The organism is Ignicoccus islandicus DSM 13165 (genome assembly GCF_001481685.1).
GTDB lineage: Archaea > Thermoproteota > Thermoprotei_A > Sulfolobales > Ignicoccaceae > Ignicoccus > Ignicoccus islandicus.
The window spans coordinates 387,926-411,987 of record NZ_CP006867.1 but is presented as its reverse complement, the minus strand read 5'-3'; the positions used below and the strand labels follow the sequence as shown (position 1 = coordinate 411,987).

Below are 24,062 nucleotides of genomic sequence, written 5' to 3'. Positions count from 1 at the left end.
GTTTGGATGGAATTAACGTTAGTGATACTCGTTCTCGTTATCGCTTTCTTAGTGAGCTATCAAGTGTGTACACATAACGTGGAACTGAGCAAGCTCTTGTGCCCAGCCTCCTTCGCTTCCATAGCAGCTATTGCTGCGTACTTCGCTTAGATTTGATATCCCTTCTTTCTCATTATTTCCCTAAGGCTTACCCAATAAGGCGGATACGCTACGCCCTCTTCAGTAACTATTCCGGTTACCAATTCCGGCGGCGTTACGTCGAACGCCGGATTATACACATCTATCGAAGGCACAGTTACGTAAATTTTCTCGTATGGATAGGGACATCTCCTAACTTCTTCTGGACTCCTCTCTTCAATTACCAATTGATCTAACGTCCTCTTCGGATCTATCGTAGATGTAGGAGCAACAGTGTAGAAAGGTACTTTGTGATAGTGGGCTAATACCGCTATTTGATAAGTACCTATCTTGTTAGCGAAGTGACCGCTCAGAAGTATCCTGTCTGCACCCAAGAATACTTTACTTATCTTCTTCTTACTCATTAGATATCCTACCATGGTGTCGCTTATTAATTTGGCTGGAATGCCTTCTCTCACTAATTCCCAGACGGTTAACCTCGCTCCTTGAGCTACTGGTCTCGTTTCCGTTGCAATCACTTCTATTCTCTTACCCTGCTCCCATGCGGCTCTTATTACTCCTAATGCAGTGCCGTAGCCGGCAGTAGCCAACGCGCCAGTGTTGCAATGGGTTAGTATCACGTCTCCGTCTTCTATTAACTCGGCCCCTATTTTGCCCATCCTTACGTTCTGTTCGATATCTTCCCTTTGGATAGCGTAAGCCTCGTTAAGTACGACCTCTCTTACCTTCTCCACGTCACCGCTCTCCGAGGCCTTCAATGCTGCTTGCATCACTCGGTCGAGCGCCCAGAATAAGTTAACCGCGGTTGGTCTAGTCTTAGATAGAACTTCCTTAGCTTTTTCCAAGTCCTTTAGTAATTCATCGATATTTCTTGCATTTGAATAGATTGCTGCTAACGCCATACCGAAGGCCGCGGCAACTCCTATGGCCGGTGCCCCTCTTATTTCCATGTCTTTTATAGCTTGTGCAACCCTATTGTAGTCCTTCGTATGTCTCCATATTTCTTCCCATGGTATGTATCTCGTATCGATCCAAAACATCTGTCCGTCTTTGAAGTAGATAGGCTTAAAGATCTCGTCTAAATTGACCAAAGAGGTTCCCGTAATCAGTTAAGGTATTAGCCTTCATAAAGGTCATCCTCTAGGGGAAAGCTTTTTAGATGAATTCAGGTGACGGAACAAATGGGGCCCCGTCGCCTAGCCAGGACAGGGCGCCGGCCTTCTAAGCCCTACGGATTCGAGGATAGCCGGTAGTCCCGGGTTCAAATCCCGGCGGGGCCGCCAAACACCTAAAACTCTCCTCAAATCGCAGACTTAATTCAGTGAGACGTCGCGGACCTCAGAGTTTGAACTCTTTGAGTGAATTCGAACTCGTGGTTCTTAAAGGCTCTAAGGAGAGGTTAACGGGAATGAGCGTGCCCGAACTACTGATTTATGAAGAGATTGGCCTTTGGCGACCCTAAGATGTATACAACTCGCCTTCCCATCTTCAAGTACTTGGAAAAGTATTACCACATTGGGGGGTAAAATATTGCCTATCGTCTACGTTTGTAGTTCATGTAACAGCGTTATTGAAGTATTTGTGGGAGGAGACAGTAAGGGAATACCATCTCTGTACTCTATAGTTAATCGTTACGGGAGGTGTCCCAAGTGCGGTGCGGAGCTAGTTTTCGATATAGAGAGTACTAAAACGAAGACTGTTCCAGTGAAGGAGGTCATTAAGAAATATAGGGATGGGAAGTACGATAATAAGCCTAAGGTGAAGAGTATAGTAGAAAGAGTGTTAGAGGAAATGAAAAGCAAGAACAAGAGTTCGAGGCTTAAGAGGAGGATAAGAAAGGTTCGAAGTAGCGTTACTCAGGAGTAACTTCTACTTCTCCTTCCTTCTTACCCTTTTCGGCCTTCTCGACAGTTACTTCCAATACGCCGTTGTTGAAGTTGGCCTTAGCAGTTTCGGGCTTCACTTTGGCCGGTAAGGCCACTCTCTTATAGAACTTCTTACCGTTCGAAGCCCTTATCTCAACGTAGTCCTTGCCTACCTTTACCTTTACGTTTTCCTTCTTAACACCTGGTAACTCAGCTACTACAGTAATCTTGTCTTCGTCCTCCATTACATCGACTAGAGGCTCGAACTCCTCCTCTACCTTAGTGCCTTCGAGACCTCTCCTTATGTTACCGAACTCCCTTATTATGGGCCTTCCATCGGGTCCTATAGTTATTGAAAACCCGTAAACGTATGGTCCGTATCTCTCGACCCTCACTTCGCCGCTTCTGGCGGCCTCTTCAATGAGCCTCTCTACTTCAGTTTCGAAGAGTTGTAACTCCTTTTCGATGTCTCTAAGTAAGTAATCAAACAAATCGAATATGTTCCTTCTCCTCCAGAACATATCTCTTACCCAAGCGGTAATTAAATGGAAATTTTTATAAATTAAGTACATAGCCCCCTCTCTTTTAGGAGAGGTATCGCTATGGATGCGAGTACCTCAACCTTGTCGTAACCCCTTGCCGAGTTACATAGGACCAAGCCGTTCAAACCCCTTACAGTAGCCATATCGACCTCGTCTGGTTCTCTGCAGAATAACCTTCTAGCCAGTTCCCTTAGTGCTTCTTCGCAAAACTCGTCATATAACTTCTTATAGTTTGGGTGGACTAGAGACAATCCCATTAAGTGAATTGCAAGCTTCTTGTTCAAGGGATCCGAGAGCAACTTAACGTACCTTTCAATGAAACACCTAACTAGCTCTTCGCCCTTGATGTTTTTCGATAAGCATTCCTCGACGGCCTTTCCGGGCAATATGTCTTTAACTACTTCCTTGATCAATTCGTCTTTGTTTTTGAAATACCAGAATACCAAGCTCTTGGAAACTTCAGCCTCTCGGGCTATGCTTTCAACGGAAGCTTTTAAGAATCCCTTTTCGGCGAACACCTTTCGGGCGGCTTGAAGGATTTTCTCTTTAGTAGAAGCCTCGCCATTCACTAACTATCCCCTGAGTTAACTAGTTGTGGAGACATATATACGCGTAAACCCTTTATTCAGTTTCAGTTGGTGAGTAATGGGTTGTTTAAATGTATAGGGTAGCAATAGTCGGGGCCTCAGGGTACACCGGAGGAGAGTTACTTAGGATACTCGCAGTTCACCCTCAAGTAGAGGTTAGCGTTGCGACTTCGAGGGAATATGCGGGAAAGTTCGTATACTACGCACACCCGCACCTCAGGGGTTTCTATAAACTTAAGTTCAAGAAGTTGGACAACCCCGATCAGTTATCTGAAGTAGTTGGGGACGTAGATTTAGTGTTCCTAGCGCTTCCTCATAAGGTCTCGCTCCACTACGTTCCGAAGGCACTTGAAATAGGTTTGAAGGTCGTGGACCTAAGTGCCGATTATAGGTTAAAGAGACTGGAAGATTACAAGATATGGTATGGATACGAACATCCATACCCCGATATACTCGAAAAGGCCGTATACGGAATACCGGAACTTTACTCTGAGAAAATAAAGGGGGCTCAACTGGTAGCGAACCCCGGCTGTAACGCTTCCTCCTCGATCCTCGCGACAGTCCCAGTAGCGGCGGAAGGCTTGATAGATTTGGATCACCTAGTTGTAGACGTGAAGGTTGGTTCCTCCGAAGCAGGCGCTAAGCCCTACCGAGGGGGCCATCATCCGGAGAGGGAAGGAACTGCGAGACCGTACGACGCTAGTGGACACAGACACGTAGCGGAACTCGAGCAAGTTTTAAGGGAGTTCACCGGTAGGGACGTCAAGGTTGCTTTCACTCCCCACGCAGTCAGCATGATAAGGGGGTCCCTCGCCTCAGCGTATTCTTGGCTCACTAGAGATGTAAGCGAATTAGACGTTCAAAGGGCATACGCGAAGTTCTATGCAAAGAAACCATTTGTTAAGATAGTAAGGGGCGCTCCCATGCCTTATCCGGACGTGAAGAACGTCTACGGTAGCAACTACGCTGAGGTAGGTTTCGCGGTAGATAAGAGGGTAGGCAGAATAGCAATGTTCGCGGCAATAGATAACCTAATGAAAGGCGCTGCCGGAGTGGCAGTTCAAAACATGAACTTAATGTTGGGTCTACCAGAGGACGAAGGCCTCAAGTACCTAGTTCCAGTTAGACCTTAATCCTCTTTAATGAACTTCTTCTTTAGTTCCTCCTCAATCATTTCCGATACCTTCTTCAATTCATCTCTATATTCCCTTTCGAGTTCTTCTGGCGATGGCGGTAGACGGTACGAGTAAAGAGAAATTGCGTATACTATGAACAGCGAGGAAACGCCAAGTCCCAGCAGACCTACTAGAGTTCTACAAGCAAATATAGCTCCTCCCATCCAACAAGCGAGTGTTAAGTAGAGAAATATTATCCCTATGATAATAAACATAATTGAAACTACTTTTTGCGTAACCGTCTTTCTGCCTTCAATTAATTTTCCAGACATTGTCACTCTATAAGCCCCGGAACTCATGATTAGGGATATCGGATTTAACTTAATTTATTATGAAACTGCGAAGGGATGTACTCCAATGGAACTAGCTTATGAAGCTTATGGGGAAACTCCCCAAGGTAAAGAAGCTGTAGCCTCTATTACGGTCTACTATAAGATACGTGAGGAATTCAAGCAAATCTACAAGGAATCATTCAATTCACTTATAAAAGCGGACTATATACCCCATGAAATAGTTCTAGTAATTAATGGACCGGAACAAACGTATAGAGAGGTAAAGAAGTGGATAGACCAAACTGAGATACCCATAGGTAAGAGGATACATCTCATAAAACTAAGCAAGAACTTGGGTTTCGCTCGCGCTAACAACATTGCGTTTGAAGCTATAACGAAGATACGTCCAGATATTAAGTATATTGCCTTGGTCAACGACGACCTGAAAATATACCCTGAATCTCTAAGGATACTTACTATACCACTGAGGGATAGTGACGTAGCTGCTTCACAAGGACTTATATTCTATTGGGATAAGACTGGTATCTGGTACAGTGCTCAACAGATGGTCTCACCAATGCTCGATGTTACTAAGAATCCAAACCTCTTAAATCCATCTTCACATTTTAGAGGAACTCCCGCCCGTCTAGTTGCTATTTCGAATTTGGTTTTTCCTACACTAGTAACTGGTGGCTACTCCGTTTATAGTGTTGAAGCTATTAAGAAGTGTGGTTTCTTTAACCCAGTCTTCTTCTTATATGGGGAGGATGTTGAACTGCCAATTAGACTCTGGAGGTGTGGCTATAAACTATATTATATTCCATATCCCGTAGGTGAACATTTAGCTGGAGGTAGCTTCTTTAGGAAGTCAAGAAATAAGAAGGAGAATAAAGACTTCGAGAGCCTCACGGTGCTCAAGAACTTTTTCGTCTTAGGGGTCACGGGTCATCTGAATTCTTTAGAAGTAGTAAATCTAGTTATCACGTCTTTACTTGTAGATATCATTAAGCTTACTTACGATCTGCCATTTAGGATATCACTTGCAATACTTCCAAAAATAAAGAAATTACTGAAACACTATTCTTTACAAACGGAACAAATCCAACCAATAGGTGATGAAATCAACGGACAAGAGATTAGTTATACTTACATCACAAAGCTGTTTCAACGTATATATGGATACATCCTACTCAATACAAGTATTCCTGCACTCATCTCCTCAGTATATCTTTCAGGATATCGTAAGTTCCTTGGAAAAACTCATCTTCTTACACCGAAAGAACCAATGGTAAGCGTAGATCCAGCTAGGTATCTTCAGTTGCTGAAATTTATGCTTCTATATGAAGACCTTTGTACAATTGATAGTTATATAAAGTATCTCGACGATAAAACTATTCCTAAAAACGTAATAGAGAGATGTAAATAGTATATAAATTCTCGGGGTATTATGTTTCATGGTATTCATGAAAAATACTATTTTATGGCATGTCGATTTCTACTTCGGGTATCAGATGTCTCGAAGAGACTATGACTTAAAAATAATTAGATTGATAGCGTCAACAGCCATACTTATCTATTCAATACTGCTCCTTTACGCAATAGCAATGGTATGTTTCTCTCTAGATTTAATTGCATTGAGACTCTTCGTATTTCTAATCGGAACACCTATCTCGCTAATATTACTCATTTTAGGAATCTCAATCTTTCGATTGGAATTACCACCACGAGCTGAGGATCTCCAAAAAGAGTATGAGGAGGTATTGAAAGAGGTGAAAAGAGCTCTTGAAGAAGACTAAGTACATTGCTATAGGAAATACTTCTTGTAAGAGAGATAAAAAGTTATTGTCAATTTCGATATATCTGAATATATGTGGAGATAATAAAGAGAGATTTTTAAAAGCATTGGATAGTTTGATAAGCTCGTCTTGGGACTGTCACGAGATCGCATTAGTAGATAACGGATCTAATGATGCTACGTTCGAAGTGTTAAAGGAATTTGTTGTGAGTAAGGAAGACGAATTAATTTCTATGGGTAAGAGGATACATCTCATAAAACTAAGCAAGAACTTGGGTTTCGCTCGCGCTAACAACATTGCTTACTATTCTCTTTATCAAAAATATGGCCCCTTCGATTACGTTGCCTTGGTGAATAACGACGTTATACTAACTAAGAGTTCGTTCAAGAAGACGATAAAGGTATTGGAGTCTGATAAGAGGATAGCTGGTGTGCAAGGATTTCTTCTGAATCCAAGCGAGTCAGTTTTCGATAGTGGTCCTCTGTACTGGTCTATAGGTTTCTTCAGTACACCTAGGCCTCTTCAATCATTTATAAGGGTACCCTCAGTAGCCCTCTATCCCCAAATAGTAGGTTACCTAGATGGCGCATTCTCAGTTTATAGAGGTGAAGTGATAGACGAAGTAGGATTTTTTAACGTTGATACATTTATGTATGGGGACGATTACGTACTAGGGGCTAAAATATATGAGAAAGGATACGTCCTTATTTACGTACCTGTCTATATAGGGAAACATTACAGAGGACTTACGCGTAAGCTGGCTCACTATAAGATTCTAAAGTGTCTGAACAAAAACGAGTTGGTATTTTCGAAGAAGTCGCTAGTTGTTCCTCCTGCCCTAGTTAATCTCGGAGCATTGGTATCATTAATTGACTTAACTTCTCGTATAATTTTCATGAGAACTCTCTTATTCTTGCTGAGAAGTAATTATAGCTTTAGAGAGAAAATACGTTCCAAGATAATAGAATATGAAGCTGCCCTAGAAGGCATTTTATCTGCATTAATTTGGAAACCGAAGGACCCGTTTCCTAAGTACAGAGGTCCAGCAATAGTGAACGATCTACTACTGACTATACCGTTCGCATACGATCTGAGTTTGAAAATAAATAAGGACTTAACTGCATGTGATGCAATAGAATATTATATTAGGAGAAAATTTTTGACCATTATGAAAACCATATTCAATAAAGCTTAAAATATCAAAACCAAATTAAGCACAAAGAAATTAAGTTTATTAACCGGATTTCTCCACCAACTAACGGTGCCGGGGTAGCTCAGCTGGTAGAGCGCCGGGCTGTTAACCCGGTGGCCGGAGGTTCGAGTCCTCCCCCCGGCGCCACACATTTTCTCCTGAAGAAGGGATGAACGGGTTACACGTCTCAGATATCCGATAATGAAGAGCCTCCACCGGCTGTGACCATTTCAACACTACGTCATTTAATAAGGTCATATGTTCAATCACACAGTAGGGAAGGCGGAATGAGCACCATCACACCTCTCAAGAAGGTACTCAATGATATGGTAAAAGTCGAAGGCATCAAGTCAGTAATGGTAATTTCCAAAGACGGTTTCGTTATAGACTATGTAGTGAGTACAGGCGAAATAGACGTAGAGAGCATTGCAGCAATGTTAGTGACGATTTACGGTGCCGTAAAAAGGTTCGGTGAGGAATTCAATCTAGGCGATGCTGAACTGACCACTGTTGAGTATCAAGAAGGTAAGGTGCTGTTGTCTGACATAGGCGACGCTATAGTAGTTATTATTACGGAGAAAGATGCCCTACTCGGAAGAGTGAGGTACGAGATAAAGAGGCAGAAGGATAGGCTACAAGCCGCTCTAGCGGCCTAAAATGCTCAAACCTTAAAATCTATAACCCAGCGAAGGCCAGTGGATGGAACTTGAGCGAAGAGGACTTCATGGAAGAGTTCAGTGAAGAGGAATCTGTAGAATCGGAAGCGACTTCATCGGTTCAGATAAAACAAATAAAGACGACGCTATTGGTTACGGACCTTTGGGAAGAGGCCCTAGAAGGCAAGATTTCAATAAAGGAATTGAAGGAGCTCAAAGAGAAGTTTCAATCGGAATTAGTTGAGAGAGGTAAGGGGAGGAGGAGGCGCCGGAAATCAGCTCCATAGAATCTGGTCTATTTTTTGTTTGAATCTCTTCCACCATTCGAGAGCGTTGCCCTTCTCGAACTCCTCGATCCATCTCTCGTTCATAACGTGTCTTGCCATCGTAGCCACTACGTCCACCGTCTTTCTACTCTCCCAAGGAACGGGTTCGGCGTTAGCCATTTCGTTGTATTCAGCTACTTTCCTATAGATTTCCTTTGCATACTCGGTCGAAATTCCCTCACCCAAAACCAATTCGTACATCTCCCCTAACATTTTTTCGGCCCACTTCCTGTGGAATCTACATATCCCAGCGTTGTCTACCAGTAACTCCTTCAATGCTCTCTCGAAGGAACTAACGGCGAACTCTTCCGGTTCCATAAACGTAGGCTTGTAATTGGTCCAATATCGACCTAAAACGTAAAGGGGTGCAACCATCCCCGGAGCCCAATAGAGGTTGGGCGTCATATAGCCCTCTTCACCGAAGGCCACGTAAACAGCGAAGTCCTCGAACTTCGCTCCCTTATTCGAAACTCTATATTCGAACTTCTTGTCCAGTATTTTGGCTGCCTTTCTCAATCCCTTCGTAGCTATTAGGTCAACTATTTCGTTGCCCCCGTTAACGAATAATTCCAGTAACCTCTTAGCTACTCTGAAGTTCCTTTCACTGTCTTCGATCGGATCGAAGTTCAAAGGATCCAAGTTAGGTTCTTCATCAAGGTCCAGTTCGTCGTAATCTAATAGTTTGTTCTTAATTAAGTCAAACAACCACGATATTTCGTGGCCCATCTCTATTGCGTCCATGCCGTTAGAATCAACGACTTCTATTAATTCCCTCGTGAGTTCGAGGTTGAATATACCTATTAGAGTTCCCATGGCATTAGCTGGTTCGTAATCGATTTTAGTACCTCTCCAAACCTTCTTACAAACCGCCGGACAAGGTTCTCCGCAACTTCCCCAAATCCTCCCAAGTATCGTTTCATCTTGAAACGGTTTCCAGAAGTACCTAAGGGCCCAATTCGATAACATTACCCTAACTTGCTGCGGGTAATACATGCTATTATATGCGAACATCGGAATCAAGTCCTTGTAGTAAACGTAGTTGACTCCAAAGGTACCACCGGAACCTATTTGAGGATCGTATCTGTACTTTTTGGTTGCTTCCAAAACTACTTGAACGTAGTTTCTCCCGAATACCTTTTTGGAAATTTCATCGGGTAGGTTAGGATCTATTTCATCAGGTTGGAAAGTTCCGGTAGCGTATATTGCCAGAACTCCGTGCACTTGCGCCATTACGCTTCCGGGACCTCCTCTGCCAAAGAAATCAACGGACCAAGGACTCACTTCGCCGTGTGGTAAGAAAACGCTAACTAGCGAAGCAGTAGGTGACTTGAAGGCGTAAGGTCCAACTACTATACCCCTCCCCTCTCCATACTTATCGAACAAGTATTTCGATAATGAGAATATACCCTTATATTCAGACGAGTAGTTGTAAACGAAGTTCGGATCCACATTCTCGATCTTTACGTCCTTGACTCCATTCGAATCTCCTTCTATTACAACCACGGAAGGTTTGGATTTTCCTTTAAGCGCTACTAAGGAAGTACCGGAGTAAGAGAATTGGAAACCTACTCCGCCGCAAGCGGATACGTGTAACCCATATGTCATTGGACTCCGGAAGACTGCAATCATTCTGTTTGCACCGTAAAATGGACCTCTCGCAAAGGGTCCCAGTCCGAGAACCAGTAGGTTGTTCTCTAGGGGGGATCCCCTAAAGGTCTCTTTTTCGTAATGGAGTTTAACTCCAGCTTCTATTATTCCCTTAGCCTCAAGTTTCAATTTTTCCCAGTTTCCTTCTTCTAAATCAACTTGAATGGGATTCCAGGGCCACGATCTTACTTTCAAAACTTTTTGCACCTCGTTACGGAGTCGGTAGTTCTTGTTAGCAGTTTTAGTCTTAATCTATATTACTTTTTCCGAACAGATATCATTACTCGTTTCCATGGTTGAGACAACCTTAGCTCTTTGGAACTGGTAGTCTCTAACTAACGAACAGATATAACGTCATTAACGGAGTATTGGATCGTTCATGCACTAGGTTCACAATTGTCCTTCATCATTTAATTATTGAGTACCTTAAAATTTTTGAGTAGTTAGATGAGAGAGATTTTTACTTTTTGAACCTACCTTTGTATTATATCTTCCAGGTCCTGGTGTAATGCTGTTTTTACGAAATTGTGAAGAGTGTAGCTGTAGTTGCCAACCTAAACATTACAATCATTTCTTACTTATCGCATTTTGAAGTAACTTGCTTAATTCTGTCTATCAGTCTTCGCATAATCTTAAATCTCACTTCCCTTGTTGCTGCCTTATTAAGGTACCATGTAAATTCAGGAACCAAAGACCCGTTTCATTGTAATCTCTTGTAGTTTCTTCAGTATTACCATATAGATATTCTCTTGATTTTTTGCTTACGATATCGATCGACCCTAAGCCTTTTTAGAGTCTTAGTTCAAATACGAATATTCAGCGGAATCGTATGTCATTGACATCTGTCAACTAGAAAGATTCCTAATCTTCTTAACTCAAACCACGCAAGGGCTTACGGAAAATGATTTCCATTGGTCTCGTGCCCAATATTCATGATGCAAGTATAGCGGTAGTTTACGATGGAAGATTGATTTATTCTAAAGAAATAGAAAGGATAAGTAGGCTTAAACACAACGTAGTTTCCAACAACAGAACTTACCTCTATTCGCCGTTCGTGTACTTCGTTCCTGCCCTAGTTGAGGCCCGCCAATACTTATTAAAGAAGTACTCAATAGACATCTCCGAAGCAGACGTAATAGCGATCCCATTTGATTATGATATCCTTTACAATAACAAATTTCTTGAGAAGACTTTCCAGAAAAAATATAAAGGTAAATGCTACTTCAGTTACGACCTCTTCTTCGGTCATGTTATTAAAAAGTCAATCGACTATTTCAATGACCATATATTTGGTGTATTAAGGCTAGCGAACGTAACTAAACGAAGACTCGGTCAAGTTAATATAGATCCGAAAGAAGAATGGCTTAAGACGTTGTCGCAATTGCCTACGGAACCGCAAGATCCTTTTCTGTATTCATATCTCTATGGTAAGAAATATTTCTATTTACTTCTCTTGGCATTAGGTTTGTGTAAGATCGGTGGTAAAAGAATTGGTACAAAAACACCAATAGTCCTTGCAAGGATGATAGGAAAAGCACTAGGTATAGATCCAAACCTAGTATCAGATATTTCCGGTATGGTTTTAAATTCATGTAATGGGATCGCAAGTAGCATTGATGAGAAGGCAAGATTGATTCTAAACAATAAAATATTCTGCAATCCCAAGTCCCGTTACGTAAAAATATATAAAACGCTTAGGAAACTACACCTACTATCTGCGAGGACGTATAATCAAGACTTAATTAGACTCGTTGAGAAAGTCTGGAAAATAGCCTTCGGTAAGGAACCTAAGAAGATAGTTACAGTCCCCCATCACCTAGCACACGCTGCCTCTGCTTATTATACCTCAGGTTTCAAGAGAGCCTTAGCAGTAACTGTAGATGGTAGTGGCGAGATAGCTTCAACTACTGTTTGGGACGTAAAGGACGGCGAGTTTGAACTGCTTCATAATTTCCCAACAATAAGTTACTCCTTGGGCGGTTTCTACGAGACCTTGAGTTACCTCCTAGGTTTCGACATATTTGAAGGCCCCGGTAAGGTAATGGGCCTAGCTCCCTACGGTAAGAAAACAGACAAGTACTGGAACCTAGCTACGGATATACTCGAAGTCTATGATGAAGACTCAGAGGTTCCGTACGCAATTAAGTACCCGGTAGTTAACGTGCCCGTTCTGTTTAGTAACTACAGAGTCAATTGGGATCCGAAGGCCAAGCCGCTAAATGAGGAGGCAGCCAACTTCGCTTACGTAATTCAGAGGAGGTTCGAAGAGGCTTACCTAACTCTAATGAGGTGGGCAGTTAGGCAGACTGGAATTAAGGAAGCGGTAATAGCTGGAGGAGCGGCGCTCAACGCCAAGGCTAACATGGAAGTGTTATACGCTAAGATATTCAACGACATGTTCGTTTTCCCAGCAGCTAACGACGCTGGAACTTCCATAGGAGCTGCCCTGTGGGCGTACGAACACGTATTGGGAGGGAAGGTCAAGAACGAGAGGATAGAGAACGTCTTCTGGGGAGCGGACTTCTCCGATGAAGTTGACGAAGCCATCAGGTGGGCTAAGGATACCTTTAACTTAAAGGTTGAGAATGCGGATATAACTCAACTAGTCGATCACTTGCTGAGAAACGAGATAGTTACTGTTTACCAAGGGAGACCGGAGTTCGGGCCTAGGGCTTTGGGGCACAGAAGCATAGTAGCGGATCCGAGAATTAGGGAGAACTGGGAGAGGGTCAACGCGCTAAAGGGAAGGGAGTGGTGGAGGCCCCTAGCCCCTTCGCTGCTCTTGGACAAGGCTAAGGAGTATTTCGAAGTCGGGGAACACTTGCCCTTCATGATAGTAATGGAGAGGTTCAAGGAAGAGGCATGCGAGAGGCTCCCGGTAGTTTGCCACGTGGATAGGACTGCTAGGCCGCAAACTGTAACGCCTTCCATAGATAAGAATTGGTATCAATTGATTAAGGCCTTCGGGGACGAAACAGGTGAGTACGTGGTAATGAACACCAGCTTCAACTTAGGTGGGGAACCCTTAGTGGACACTCCGAAGCAAGCCATAGTGAGCTTCCTACTAGGTAGGTTCGACGCTATGTGGATGGAAGGATACTTGATAATGAGGAGGTAGCTTTTAGATCCTTTAAATCAGATATAGTTCTTCAATAGGGTGAGTTAGGGGATTATTGAGAAAGGGATGAAGATTGAGAGAGGTCCTAGTGAAAATCGCTTCCAAACTATATAATTCTCCAGTAGCGAAGCTTCCGGCGTACGTCTCGAAGGGTCACGTAAACTACCTGGGTTTCATTCTCTCTATTATAAATTTCGTTACAATACTCTATGGAATAGTTTTAGAGAGACTCAAATTAAGTCCAATCGAGAAGTGGATAGTAATTATTGCATCGGCGGCAACCTTGCTAGCAGCTAGCACTGCCCTAGGATGGATAGACATTCACGCGCTCTCGAGCAGGAAGAGCGACGAAGAGGTAATTTACTGGAGGAGACCTTCATGGAAAATACTTGCTAACATGGTTTATAGGTACAATTCCTTACCCGCAGTAGCGCTTCAATATAATTACGCAGCTAATAAAACAAGTGATCCAGAGATTAGAGAGAAGGCGATCAATTGCCTTAGGGAAATAGCTTCCAAAACTATCGATTGGTGCTATACTTCAAGAGATGTCCAAGTACACGTTCCTACATTTAATGGAGAGTGTCTAAAGGTCCTCGTTAAGCATTTAGATGATATAGACTTGAGCGACGATTTGGTGAAGGAACTCGAGAGAATAAATTATGAGAGAATGTACAGGTGACGAGAGTGCTTTCGAAGCTGCTTAGGTTATACGTATACTTAAGGGTCGGCATTTCGAACTACTTAGGTTTGTTTATATCCATCTTCAATACGTCCAACCTAATTTGGTTCTTGACGCCTCTACATAATTACGTAAGCTTAGGACATTTCGTTGCGGTCTTCGTTGCTATTTACTTACCTGTTGCAACGCTCTTAGGCTATTACGATTTTAAGAGGGGGGTCACCAAAACTAGCATTGAACTCTCGCCCTATTGGAATAGGGCTACACTTATTGAGAGAAAATTACTTACGGGCGCAATGCATATTCACGTAAGTCCCTTGAAGCTCTTTAAGGAAAGTGGTTTCGATAACGAACTAATAGAATGCATGAAGAGGTCTTATATAGAGTTATTGAAATGGATAACTTCGGATGGAAGGTACATTCCTAAGAACACTTGCTATTGCGACTACCTATTTAAAAAGAAAGTTATTGACGAGGAGCGATGGAAGAGATGCGTAGAGATCGCGACGGAGGAGTGAGTGCACGTTAAAACCTTCTCAACGCCCCCAATCATTGGGGCACAATTTCATGAACCGTAGGAAGTTCTTCGTTACGGCAGCGTTTCCTTATGCCTTACCGTTTGACGTTAATGAAATGGTTACTAGGCTCAGGGCCTACGTCGTGGCCGATCTATATGCAAGGTACCACGATTTAATGGGCGAGGAAGTACTATTTCCCATGGGCTTCCACTACAGTGGTACCCCGATCGTATCCTTCTATGAAAGCGTTCTGAAAGGCGATGAGGAGGCCCTCTCGAAGTTAAGGTCGCTCGGAATAGATCCGTCTGAAGTAGACTCCCCCAAGAAGCTCGCAGATCTGATGGCGATAAAAATAAAGCAACTACTCGAATCCTTACAAGTTTCACCTAATTGGGAATATTCGTTTACGACCGAGGATCCAGGTTATAAGTCTTTCGTGAAATGGATCTTAAGTAAACTACTGGACAAGGAGTACATAATAAAAGGTGAGTATCCCGTTCCATGGGACCCCGTCGAGGAAATACCAGTCAGTCATCACGATACTAAGGGTTTCGTTATACCTAAGATAGGTTCCTATTTCCTTCTATTATTCGAAGCAGATCCTAATTTATACTTCCCAGCGGCTCTGAGACCCGAACTCGTCTTCGGGGTAACCAACCTATGGATACACCCAAGAGCGAGATACGTGGAAGTAGATTTCAACGGTAAGAAGTTCATCGTCAGTGAAAAGGCCGCCTTCAAGCTTAGGCATCAATTCGAAGGAGTAGTAGAACTAGGCCCTGTAAACCCGGAGGAATGGGTAGGCGAATACGTAAGAAATCCAATCACTCATGAGGAAATTCCGATTTTACCTTCAACTCACGTAGATCCCAACAGAGGTTCCGGGGTAGTCGCATCAGTTCCCAAACACAACGTTTCCAGCTATTTAATGGTCAAGGACCTCCTATCAAATCCTATAATACTAGAAAGCTTCGGCTTAGAACCAAAGAAGCTACAAGGGAGGAAGGTCGTTGAGGTAGAGGGCGAGGAGAACTTAATAGAAAAATTATTGAGGAAGTACGACCCAGAGGAGGCAGAGAGGAAGTTAATATCAATTGAAAGAAGCAAGGGCAAAATTGTATGCGAAACAGTCGTTGACTCCCTAAAGGTCGATGGCTTCCTTAGGGGACTTATAGAAACTGTTATCTGTGACAAGCCTCTAGATCAGGTCCAAGAAGTTATAAGGAATGCGGCAACTAATGCCGGATTAGCCATAACTATGTATGACGTTCTGAACGGACCGATCTACTCTAGGTTTGGAAACGAAGTGGTTGTGAAAGTACTGAGGGACCAGTGGTTCCTAGACTACGATAATCCGAAATGGAAGGAAGAGACCCTAGAAGCCCTTGGCATGAGCGAGTTCTGGCCTAGGGACGCCAAGAGAGTAGTAATAGAAAGCGTTAAGGGTATGAGGAAGAGGGCGTTCACCACCTCTAAAGGTATGGGGACCGAATGGGACGGAAAGATCGTGGATAGCTTAACGGACTCAACTCTGTACTATCTCTTCTATCCCCTTGCTCCATATTTGAAGAACAAGGAACTATCAGAGAGCGATTGGGACTACCTAATACTAGGCATAGGCTCTCCATCGAATAATGAGTTAAAGGAACTTAGGAAGAAGCTAATAAGTTGGATGCCCTTAGACTTGAGGATAGTTTACGAAGGGCTGCTTAGGAGTCACGTAACCTATATGTTCTTCCATCACGCAGCAATATTACCGCCAACCCAAGTACCCCGAGAGGTTTTCGTTACCGGTGAGGCTCAAGTAAATCAAGTAGATTTATGGAAGCTAGAGGGACTAGCTTTCAGGTTACTGTTGCTCACCAAGACTAAGCCGGAGAATCCATTTAAGAGCACAGATCTCGAACAAGAGGTAAAGACCGTAACTAATCTCATTAACGAAATAAGGGCCCTGGCGAGTAAGATTCAAGTAGCTAGAAAGAACTTAGACGAGATAGACGTCTGGTTAGTAAGTCAAGCAGTAAAGCTACAAGACGAGTTCAAGGAACTCTTAGATAAGAATATGGTTAGGGAGGCCAGTATATTGGCTACCTCCAAGGCCAAGAGGGTATTGGAACGTTACCTAGAACGTCTCAAGGATAAGGGCTTAATGCCTTCGGAAGAGGCCAAGAAGTTCGTTGATGCATGGAGTTCGATATTGTACCCGGTGCTTCCATCCCTAGCAGAGGAGATAGGTTCTATGAAGCCTGTAGAAGGAGAGAGAAACTATAGCGTAGAGGCGAAGGAATGGTACTACGATCTGCTACTTGATAGATTGGAAGACGCGAGGGGAGGAAAGGTAAAGATCAAGGTAGCACCGCACGACAAACTCATCGCGCTTCTAGATGCCATAGAGGCGATTGACGAGGGAGCGTGGGAAGACTTGGAAAGCTTACCCAAAGAGATAGTTATGCAAGCTCATAAGCTCAGTTCAGAAGCTAGGGAAATAATTAGATATATTGACGAGGAGAAAATGGTAAAGGAACTGTCCGAGGAGTTGAAGAGGAGGCTTGGAATAGAGGAGATAGAAGTGGAGGTAGACGAGACGGTGAACCCCCTAGAACCTAAAGTAGAGAAAATCAAATCATCTTCTTAACTAAGCTCTTGACCCTCTCACCGAAAGGTAAGTGATACGGTTTCTCGTAGTCTTCGAGTATTATGGCCTTAGCTGGGCAGAGCTCTGCACAGAGTCCGCAAGCGAAGCAGTATTCCGGTCTGGCTACTTTAGGTACTCCGTCTACTAACTCGAATACGTTGACTGGTGCGGGACATACGTTATAGCATACGGGGCAACCCTTACACCAAGGAGCTATCTCTATCTTAACCATTCTTCGCACCTCACAAACTTATAGTCTTTACTTCTTTACCGTTCTTCACTATTGCTATCTTGAAGCCTCCTATCCTGTTAACGCTGTGAGTCGCACACGCCATGCAAGGATCATAGGACCTAATTATCGAGCTAACGGCCGCGTACAAGCCTTGATCGCCAAGTGCCTTTACGTTTTTACCAATCAGGTAAGCTCTTAAGTCAGCTTCCATAGCGGCTGCGTTGAGGGCCGTTGGAGTTATTATGTTGAACTTAGCCACCCTGACGGTACCGTTGTCCTCTACAGCCCTTACGTCATGGAAAAGGACTCCCCTGGGAGCCTCTAGACCACCTACGCCCCTCTCTAATCTCATGCCGTCTGGTTCAGCTAGGTATTCGCCCTCGTAAAGCTCGGGGTTATCCATTAACTCCTTTAATAATTCGAACATGTGCACGGTCTCTATTACCCTGGCGTGATGGTAGAAGAGGGGTCTTAGGGGTCTGTCGTACTCCTCTCTAAACAATTCAAGTAGCTCGTCGGCCTTATGCGTTCCGAGTTTCCCCGTTGCGTTCACACTGGTGAAAGTATATGACCCAAGGAGGTTCTACATGTTCACGCTGAACAGCGTCTTCTTCAAGAATAAGCCGTTCAGTACGGCAATGAGGCTAATAGTCGAAGGACGGAGCGGAGGTAAGAAGAGTTTCAGATTGGACATAAGGAAGAGGAAGTAGCGGTAGTCTCCTACTCAAGATTTATAATAAAGAGGTTGAACCGATTTACCTCGTTCGATCACATTTGACTCGGTAATTCTCTTACTTTAACTAAATTCTGAAGCAAGAGCTAAACCGTTATTTAATCCTCCCCCGAAGCACGGAGGGGTTAAAGGAATGAAGGTACCTAAGGAGATAAATAGGTATTGCCCTAGGTGTAAAACTCACACTCCTCATAGCGTAACCGTTTACAAGCACGGAAAGAGGAGGGCACTAGCCCAAGGTGAGAGGAGATACAGGAGGAAGCAAGAGGGTTACGGTTCTCAGAGAAAGCCAGAGCAGAAGAGGTTCGCGAAAGTCACCAAGAACCAAGTGGTTAAGCTCAGATGTAAGAACTGCGGCTACACCTTAATGTTCAATTACGGAAGACTCAAGAAATTCGAACTCGTCTAACAGCTTCATCTCTCTTAACACACGAATAACTCTCGGTAACTCTTCGCGAGTTACGTGGGCTGAACAGACTTCTTTCTTCCCACCTACCTCCTTGAGACCTATTTGCTTAGCTCTTCGAATAGCCTCCTCGTAATCCCTCTCATCCCCCCTACAATATATTCTCATCATCTTCTCGTTGATTGTGATGACAATTGAAACTCCGTTGCGCTTTAACCTCTTCCACAAGGCCGAGGCAAATAGGTGGACGTCCTCGTCTCCTCTAATTAAACACACCCTTCCAACGCAGTTAGCCTTTCTGAGGTATTCTTCTAACCTCGATCTAGCCCTCTCCCTATTCGCTCTCAACCTTTTATCGTTAAGCACCTCTTCCAGTTCCATTTGGCGAAGATTGTACGCGTATTCCTTGATGCACTCGTAATCCAACGTCCTGTAACACGAATTTAGCAAGGCGGCAGCTTCCATTATATCCTCTTCATTGAGACGTTGTTCCTTTACTATTTTAACCCAAAACGGGTTCCCGGCAGGATCGCCTAGATCGGCTGCTATCGCAACAGCATCTCTCCAATCGTAGGGAATTCGGAAGTAGTTCGAAACCACTAACGAGCAAGCAGGCACTTCTATTCCCCTTAGAGCCGGATTTATCGTCTTTCCGCACGGCGCTTCGTTACCGGTGTGATGGTCTATGATCACTAAGTCCTCTATCATTTCACATACCTTCTCCCAATCCTCTCTTGGAAGTGAATAATCTAAGACGTATAAGGTACCTTTCAACGCTTCCCGAGGTATTGCTTCGAACCTCCAAGTACCTATTCTTGGAATATAAACCTCTCCGTCTATTACCTCTAGTACCTTCGATGCACTTATTATTCCATCAGCGTCCCAGTGCGTGAGTATTTTCAACTAGCTTGGACACCCGTAGCTCAATTAGTTTCGGTGAGAACTATAAGAATGGACCGGGATGACGAGGACCTTAGGGTCCGAAAGGGAAATGAGGAACCCACCCTTACCTGACCCTATTAACGAACTTCCTAACCCTTTCAACGTCAACGGGATTAGTTGTAACTCCTCCCTCTTTGAAGTAAGTTCCAACTATTACGCCGTCTGCTTCTTCGTATTTGTCAACGTTCCAAGGGGTTACCCCGGAGGCTACGTAGACGGGTTTACCGGAACACCTCTTAACTAGCTTTGCTTCCTCGGGGTCCGCTTCCTCGCCCGTGGCGCTTCCAGAGACGGCCAGCGCATCGGCCATACACCTACCTCCTAAGTCCCTAGCCTCATCGCAAACGCTTCTTCCAGAGATCGGCGAGGCGTGTTTTACTCTTACGTCAGCTATTACTCTAACCTTCTTTCCAAAGACACGCATCACCTCGATTCCTTCTCTAGCTACTGGTTGGAGGAGCCCCTCTGGTGCATCCGAAGTCCAGCACCATTGATTGGATCTGACGAAGTTTGCACCAGTAACTAAGGCTATAGCTATAGCTTCTGGTGCGGAATTGCGTAACAAGCTCACGCCAACGTTTACGTTGACTGAATAGAGTACCTCCGTTGTAACTCGCGTAACGGCAGCAACTGTTAACGGGTCAACCCTTATTCTATACGGATAGTCACCATAATTCTCTACTAAGATACTATCGACGCCCCCTATCTCTAGCGCCTTTGCGTCTCTAACTGCCCTTCGAATCACCTCCTCTAAGTCTCCATTCCATTGGGGGGAAGAAGGTAAGGGAGGTAGGTGGACTACGCCTATGACTTCCAAGGAAGCGCCCACACTATACTTACTGGAAAGGAAATAAAAGAGATAGTTCATAAACTACTTATCAGTTAATTTTATAACCCCCACGCCCCTACTGGAAAACACGGAGAGCGCCGCGGGGCGCCGGGGAGAAACCCGGCACGCGGCGAAGAAGCACGCTCACAGGCGAGCGCTCAAAGATGCGGGCCGGGAGCGGTAGCTCCCGGCTTAAGGGCGCGACGCCCCGGTGGGGGCAGCAATGCGGCCTTAGGGCCGGAAGCTCCCCACCGGGACAATGGGCGCCGGGAAGGGTTAAGCGGGATCATGTGCCCCAGCGGTTCCGGACCGCAAGCTTCCGGGCCGTTGGGGCCCCGCCCCAGGGGCAGCGGCGCGGACGCCGCCCGGTGGATGGCTCGGCTCGGGCGCCGACGAAGGGCGTGGCAAGCTGCGATAAGCCCGGGGGAGCCGCACGCAGGCTCGGAACCCGGGATCCCCGAATGGGACTTCCCGCCGAGGGGCAACCCTCGGCGCGGGGAGAACCCGCGGGAACCCCCCGAACGGAAACATCTTAGTAGGGGGAGGAAGAGAAACCACCACGGGATCCCCCGAGTAGGGGCGACCGAAAGGGGGAGAGCCCAAACCAATTCCTCACGGGATAACCGTGAGGAGATGAGGGGTTGCGGCTCCGCGGCTCCGCCTCGAGCGGGGGGAGCCGACCCGCGGTACCCGAACTCCGGTGGAAGTCCGGGGCCGTAGAGGGTGACAGCCCCGTAGGGGAAACCGCGGGGGCTCCTGCCGCGGAGCAGAGTACCACGGCTTGGTATTGCCGTGGGAAGCTGGGAGGCACCGGCTTCCAAGGCTAAACACGTCCCGAGACCGATAGCGCACTAAGTACCGTGAGGGAAAGCTGAAAAGTACCCCTGGCAGGGGGTGAAAAGAGCCTGAAACCGGGCGGTTACATAGGGTGCGGCCCGCAAGGGATGACGCCCCGGAAGGAAACCGGGGCGACCCGGGAGTACGTTCGGGGTTGACCGGGGTCGCACCTTTCGTCTTGAAACACGGGCCGGGGAGTGCACGGCCGTGGCGAGGTTAAGGGGTTCACCCCCGAAGCCGTAGGGAAACCGACTAGCCCGCAGGGGCTTTTGCCCCGAGGGGCGGGGTCCTCACGGGCCCGGAGTCACGGTCGTGCGACCAGAAACCGGGCGATCTAGGCGGGGGCAGGGTGAAGCCGGGCGAAAGCCCGGTGGAGGCCCGAAAGGGTTCTGACGTGCAACTCGTTCCCCTGACCTCCGCCTAGGGGTGAAAGGCCAATCTAGCTCGGTGATAGCTGGTTCCCGCCGAAGTGGGTCTAAGCCCAGCGTCCCCGGAGGCGGGCCACGGGGTAGAGCTACTGATGGGAGGTGCAGGGGGCGTTGTGCCCCCGGCCTCCCGTCAAACTCCGAACCCGTGGCCGCCGTAGAAGGGGGCAGTGGGGCGCCCCGGGGTAAGCCCGGGGGCCGAGAGGGGAACAACCCAGACCGGGGTTAAGGCCCCAAAGTGCCGGCTAAGTGCCAACCGAAAGGGCGTCCCGGGCCTCAGACAGCGGGGAGGTGGGCCTAACAGCAGCCATCCTCTAAGGAGTGCGTAACAGCTCACTCGCCGAGGCCCGGGGCCCCGAAGATTGGTCGGGGCTTAAGCCGGCCGCCGAGACCCCGGGGCACCTCCGCTGTGCGGAGGTGATCCGGTAGGCGGGCGTCGGGGCGGCCTAGAAGGCGGGCCGTGAGGTCCGCTGGAGCCGCTCCGAGTGCCGATCCCGGCGGTAGTAACAGCGAAGAGGGGTGAGAATCCCCTCCGCCGGAAAGGGCAAGGGTTCCCCGGCAACTGTCATAGGCCGGGGGTTAGTCGGTCCTAACCCGCCCCCTAACTGGGTGGCGGGGAAAGGGAAGCCGGTTAATATTCCGGCACCGCGGGGGTAGGTGCGGCAACGCAAGCCCGGTCTCCGACGCCTCGGGGTAGGCGGACCGGGGCTGTCGCCCCGGCTAACCGACCGAAGGCCCTGGAGGGCCGTAATGGCGAGAAGGGGCCGAAGGCGGGAAGGGGCCCCCTCATGGGGGCTTCCGCCGATCCCTGGGGCCCTTGAAAAGGGGACCGGGAGCGATCCCCCGCGCCCGTACCGAGAACCGACGCAGGTGCCCCTGGGTGAGAAGCCCAAGGCGGCTGGGGGTTAACCCGGGCCAGGGAACTCGGCAAATTGGCCCCGTAACTTCGGGAGAAGGGGTGCCTGCGGTCCTGGGGCCCAACCCTGGGACCGCAGGTCGCAGTGCCTAGGGGGGCCTGACTGTTTAATAAAAACATAGGTCCCCGCAAGCCCGAAAGGGTGTGTACGGGGGCCGAATCCTGGCCACTGGCGGTCCGTGAAACCGGGGTTCAACCCGGCGAAGCGCCGCTGAAGGCCGGGAGTAACTCTGACTCTCTTAAGGTAGCCAAATGCCTTGCCGGGTAAGTTCCGGCGCGCATGAATGGATCAACGAGGTCCCCACTGTCCCGGCCCGGGGCCCCGTGAACCCCCTGAGCGGGTGCACAGTCCCGCAACCCCCCGTAGGGAGAGAAGACCCCGTGGAGCTTTACTGCAGCCAGGCGTTGCCCCCCGGATGGGGGTGCGTAGCGTAGGTGGGAGACAATGAAGCCACCTCTCCGGGGGTGGTCGAGTCGCCAATGAAACACCACCCACCCCCATCCGGGGGGCTTACCCCGGAAGGGGGACAGCGCCTGGTGGGCAGTTTGGCTGGGGCGGCACGCCCGCGAAAGGGTAACACGGGCGCCCTAAGGTCGGCTCAGGCGGGTCAGAAACCCGCCGTAGAGTGCAAGGGCAAAAGCCGGCCTGACCGGACCCCTAAAGGCAGGGGGTCCGGCCGGGAAACCGCGGCCTAGCGAACGCTCGTGTCCCCCCTGGTGGGGGCCGGGCATGACAGAAAAGTTACCCCGGGGATAACAGAGTCGTCGCGGGCGAGAGCCCACATCGACCCCGCGGTTTGCTACCTCGATGTCGGCTTTTCCCATCCTGGGGGTGCAGCAGCCCCCAAGGGTGGGGCTGCCCGCCCATTAAAGGGGAACGTGAGCTGGGTTTAGACCGTCGTGAGACAGGTCGGACTCTACCCACGGGGGGTGTGGGCCGCCTGAGGGGAAGGTGCCCTCAGTACGAGAGGAACGGGGCGCCTCGGCCTCTGGTGTACCGGTTGTCCGGCAGGGCAGAGCCGGGCAGCCACGCCGGAAGGGGTAACCGCTGAAAGCATCTAAGCGGGAACCCCACCCCGAAAAGAGGCGGCCATTGGGGGCCTCGTGCCCCCACGAGGGCTCCCGTAGAAGACGGGGTTGATGGGGCGGGGGTGTAAGCCCCGAGAGGGTTAACCTCGAGGGGCGAGCCCGCCGCTCCCAATCGCCCGAGGCCGTGCCCTCGGGCGGGGCTTCCCACCCAGGGGCGAGCCGCAGAAGATCGGAACGGCTCGTCCCTGGGGCCCCAACGGCCCGGAAGCCGGTAAACTGGGACCGCTGGGGCACGTGATCCCGCTTAACCCTTCCCGGCGCCTAATGGTTCTCTGCTTCTTTCTATTGTCAATTTATTCCATTATTGTATTATATGTGAGTATTTCCTTTGGTTTAAGTACAAGGACATGGTTCATCGACCTTATTGTTCTTCGCTTCAGCTTCTCGCTTCGAAATTCTTAACGCACGTCCTTCTAGAAAGAACCAGAGAGCGATTAGTCATTACTTTCGCATCTTCTAGAAAAGCTTAGACTAAGTTAAATCCTTGGCCTTCGGGTTAAGGAC

Annotated in this window: 23 protein-coding genes, 2 tRNA genes and 1 rRNA gene; 17 read left to right on the top strand and 9 right to left on the bottom strand. The window is 47.2% G+C overall.

Translation table 11 applies throughout. From position 1 onward, the window contains the following. The first annotated feature begins 6 nt into the window (after positions 1 to 6). Positions 7 to 150, top strand: a complete 144-nt coding sequence (locus tag EYM_RS07790) for a hypothetical protein (protein WP_157058732.1) — start codon at positions 7 to 9, stop codon at positions 148 to 150. Here the strand turns inward: EYM_RS07790 and mtnA are convergent. Next, positions 147 to 1,229 carry an S-methyl-5-thioribose-1-phosphate isomerase gene (gene mtnA / locus EYM_RS02305; RefSeq protein ID WP_157058731.1) on the bottom strand — a complete coding sequence of 361 codons (1,083 nt, stop codon included), beginning with the start codon at positions 1,227 to 1,229 and terminating at the stop codon, positions 147 to 149. The two genes, EYM_RS07790 and mtnA, sit on opposite strands and share 4 nt — an antisense overlap. 94 nt (positions 1,230 to 1,323) lie before the next feature. Here mtnA and EYM_RS02300 point away from each other — a divergent pair. After that, positions 1,324 to 1,421 (top strand) — tRNA-Arg (locus tag EYM_RS02300). Positions 1,422 to 1,668: 247 nt separating this feature from the next. After that, positions 1,669 to 2,004, top strand: a complete 336-nt coding sequence (locus EYM_RS02295; protein ID WP_075049495.1) for an FmdB family zinc ribbon protein — start codon at positions 1,669 to 1,671, stop codon at positions 2,002 to 2,004. Here EYM_RS02295 and hsp20 read toward each other — a convergent pair. Both hsp20 and EYM_RS02285 read right to left on the bottom strand, forming a co-directional pair. Continuing rightward, the gene (gene hsp20, locus EYM_RS02290) at positions 1,991 to 2,524 is read right to left on the bottom strand and encodes an archaeal heat shock protein Hsp20 (RefSeq protein WP_075050579.1); all 534 of its coding nucleotides are present in this window, start codon (positions 2,522 to 2,524) and stop codon (positions 1,991 to 1,993) included. The genes EYM_RS02295 and hsp20 overlap by 14 nt on opposite strands. A gap of 41 nt (positions 2,525 to 2,565) precedes the next feature. Beyond that, entirely contained in the window at positions 2,566 to 3,114 is a 549-nt protein-coding gene (locus EYM_RS02285; RefSeq protein WP_075049494.1) for a TetR/AcrR family transcriptional regulator, read from the bottom strand. Positions 3,115 to 3,203: 89 nt separating this feature from the next. Between EYM_RS02285 and argC the strand changes: the two genes are divergently transcribed. Beyond that, on the top strand, positions 3,204 to 4,265 hold the full coding sequence (argC, locus tag EYM_RS02280) for an N-acetyl-gamma-glutamyl-phosphate reductase (protein ID WP_075049493.1): 1,062 nt from the start codon (positions 3,204 to 3,206) through the stop codon (positions 4,263 to 4,265). Here argC and EYM_RS02275 read toward each other — a convergent pair. Further along, positions 4,262 to 4,585 (bottom strand): hypothetical protein, encoded by a 324-nt coding sequence (locus tag EYM_RS02275; RefSeq protein WP_157058730.1) that lies wholly within the window; start codon positions 4,583 to 4,585, stop codon positions 4,262 to 4,264. The genes argC and EYM_RS02275 overlap by 4 nt on opposite strands. Before the next feature lie 79 nt (positions 4,586 to 4,664). Between EYM_RS02275 and EYM_RS02270 the strand changes: the two genes are divergently transcribed. From EYM_RS02270 to EYM_RS02245, 6 genes are all read left to right on the top strand, one after another. Next, on the top strand, positions 4,665 to 6,005 hold the full coding sequence (locus EYM_RS02270; RefSeq protein ID WP_075049491.1) for a glycosyltransferase family 2 protein: 1,341 nt from the start codon (positions 4,665 to 4,667) through the stop codon (positions 6,003 to 6,005). An 85-nt stretch (positions 6,006 to 6,090) separates the two neighbouring features. Beyond that, entirely contained in the window at positions 6,091 to 6,375 is a 285-nt protein-coding gene (locus EYM_RS02265) for a hypothetical protein (RefSeq protein ID WP_075049490.1), read from the top strand. Next, positions 6,362 to 7,570 (top strand): glycosyltransferase, encoded by a 1,209-nt coding sequence (locus EYM_RS02260; RefSeq protein ID WP_075049489.1) that lies wholly within the window; start codon positions 6,362 to 6,364, stop codon positions 7,568 to 7,570. Before EYM_RS02265 ends, EYM_RS02260 begins: the two co-directional genes overlap by 14 nt. 68 nt (positions 7,571 to 7,638) lie before the next feature. Beyond that, positions 7,639 to 7,714: transfer RNA gene (locus EYM_RS02255), tRNA-Asn, on the top strand. 140 nt (positions 7,715 to 7,854) lie between these two features. Beyond that, positions 7,855 to 8,223, top strand: a complete 369-nt coding sequence (locus EYM_RS02250) for a roadblock/LC7 domain-containing protein (RefSeq protein ID WP_075049488.1) — start codon at positions 7,855 to 7,857, stop codon at positions 8,221 to 8,223. A gap of 50 nt (positions 8,224 to 8,273) precedes the next feature. Beyond that, a complete protein-coding gene (locus EYM_RS02245) occupies positions 8,274 to 8,510 on the top strand; it encodes a hypothetical protein (protein ID WP_075049487.1) in 237 nt (78 codons plus the stop codon). Here the strand turns inward: EYM_RS02245 and EYM_RS02240 are convergent. Next, a complete protein-coding gene (locus EYM_RS02240; protein ID WP_157058729.1) occupies positions 8,499 to 10,391 on the bottom strand; it encodes an aldehyde ferredoxin oxidoreductase N-terminal domain-containing protein in 1,893 nt (630 codons plus the stop codon). The genes EYM_RS02245 and EYM_RS02240 overlap by 12 nt on opposite strands. 706 nt (positions 10,392 to 11,097) lie before the next feature. Here EYM_RS02240 and EYM_RS02235 point away from each other — a divergent pair. The 4 genes from EYM_RS02235 to EYM_RS02220 all read left to right on the top strand — a co-directional run bounded on the left by EYM_RS02235 (position 11,098) and on the right by EYM_RS02220 (position 17,149). Further along, positions 11,098 to 13,314: a carbamoyltransferase C-terminal domain-containing protein gene (locus EYM_RS02235; RefSeq protein ID WP_217221090.1), complete on the top strand. Its 2,217-nt coding sequence runs from the start codon at positions 11,098 to 11,100 to the stop codon at positions 13,312 to 13,314. 73 nt (positions 13,315 to 13,387) lie between these two features. Beyond that, a complete protein-coding gene (locus EYM_RS02230) occupies positions 13,388 to 13,996 on the top strand; it encodes a hypothetical protein (protein WP_075049486.1) in 609 nt (202 codons plus the stop codon). A 5-nt stretch (positions 13,997 to 14,001) separates the two neighbouring features. After that, complete coding sequence (locus EYM_RS02225; RefSeq protein WP_157058728.1) at positions 14,002 to 14,514, top strand: hypothetical protein; 513 nt, start codon at positions 14,002 to 14,004, stop codon at positions 14,512 to 14,514. A gap of 49 nt (positions 14,515 to 14,563) precedes the next feature. After that, positions 14,564 to 17,149 carry a class I tRNA ligase family protein gene (locus EYM_RS02220; protein WP_075049484.1) on the top strand — a complete coding sequence of 862 codons (2,586 nt, stop codon included), beginning with the start codon at positions 14,564 to 14,566 and terminating at the stop codon, positions 17,147 to 17,149. Here EYM_RS02220 and EYM_RS02215 read toward each other — a convergent pair. Next, positions 17,133 to 17,381: a 4Fe-4S dicluster domain-containing protein gene (locus tag EYM_RS02215; protein WP_075049483.1), complete on the bottom strand. Its 249-nt coding sequence runs from the start codon at positions 17,379 to 17,381 to the stop codon at positions 17,133 to 17,135. The genes EYM_RS02220 and EYM_RS02215 overlap by 17 nt on opposite strands. Before the next feature lie 10 nt (positions 17,382 to 17,391). After that, complete coding sequence (locus EYM_RS02210) at positions 17,392 to 17,934, bottom strand: nickel-dependent hydrogenase large subunit (RefSeq protein ID WP_075049482.1); 543 nt, start codon at positions 17,932 to 17,934, stop codon at positions 17,392 to 17,394. A gap of 4 nt (positions 17,935 to 17,938) precedes the next feature. Here EYM_RS02210 and EYM_RS07785 point away from each other — a divergent pair, with 4 nt between their 5' ends. Next, positions 17,939 to 18,091: a hypothetical protein gene (locus EYM_RS07785; RefSeq protein ID WP_157058727.1), complete on the top strand. Its 153-nt coding sequence runs from the start codon at positions 17,939 to 17,941 to the stop codon at positions 18,089 to 18,091. Between the two features lie 156 nt (positions 18,092 to 18,247). Beyond that, entirely contained in the window at positions 18,248 to 18,523 is a 276-nt protein-coding gene (locus tag EYM_RS02205) for a 50S ribosomal protein L44e (RefSeq protein ID WP_075049481.1), read from the top strand. Here EYM_RS02205 and EYM_RS02200 read toward each other — a convergent pair. Together EYM_RS02200 and EYM_RS02195 are read right to left on the bottom strand one after the other, a co-directional pair. Then, entirely contained in the window at positions 18,479 to 19,423 is a 945-nt protein-coding gene (locus EYM_RS02200; RefSeq protein WP_075049480.1) for a single-stranded-DNA-specific exonuclease RecJ family protein, read from the bottom strand. The two genes, EYM_RS02205 and EYM_RS02200, sit on opposite strands and share 45 nt — an antisense overlap. A 103-nt stretch (positions 19,424 to 19,526) precedes the next feature. Further along, positions 19,527 to 20,279, bottom strand: coding sequence for a BtpA family protein (locus EYM_RS02195; RefSeq protein ID WP_075049479.1), 753 nt, complete (start codon positions 20,277 to 20,279; stop codon positions 19,527 to 19,529). Positions 20,280 to 20,635: 356 nt separating this feature from the next. Between EYM_RS02195 and EYM_RS02190 the strand changes: the two genes are divergently transcribed. After that, positions 20,636 to 23,689, top strand: a 23S ribosomal RNA gene (locus tag EYM_RS02190). Positions 23,690 to 24,062 lie beyond the last annotated feature (373 nt).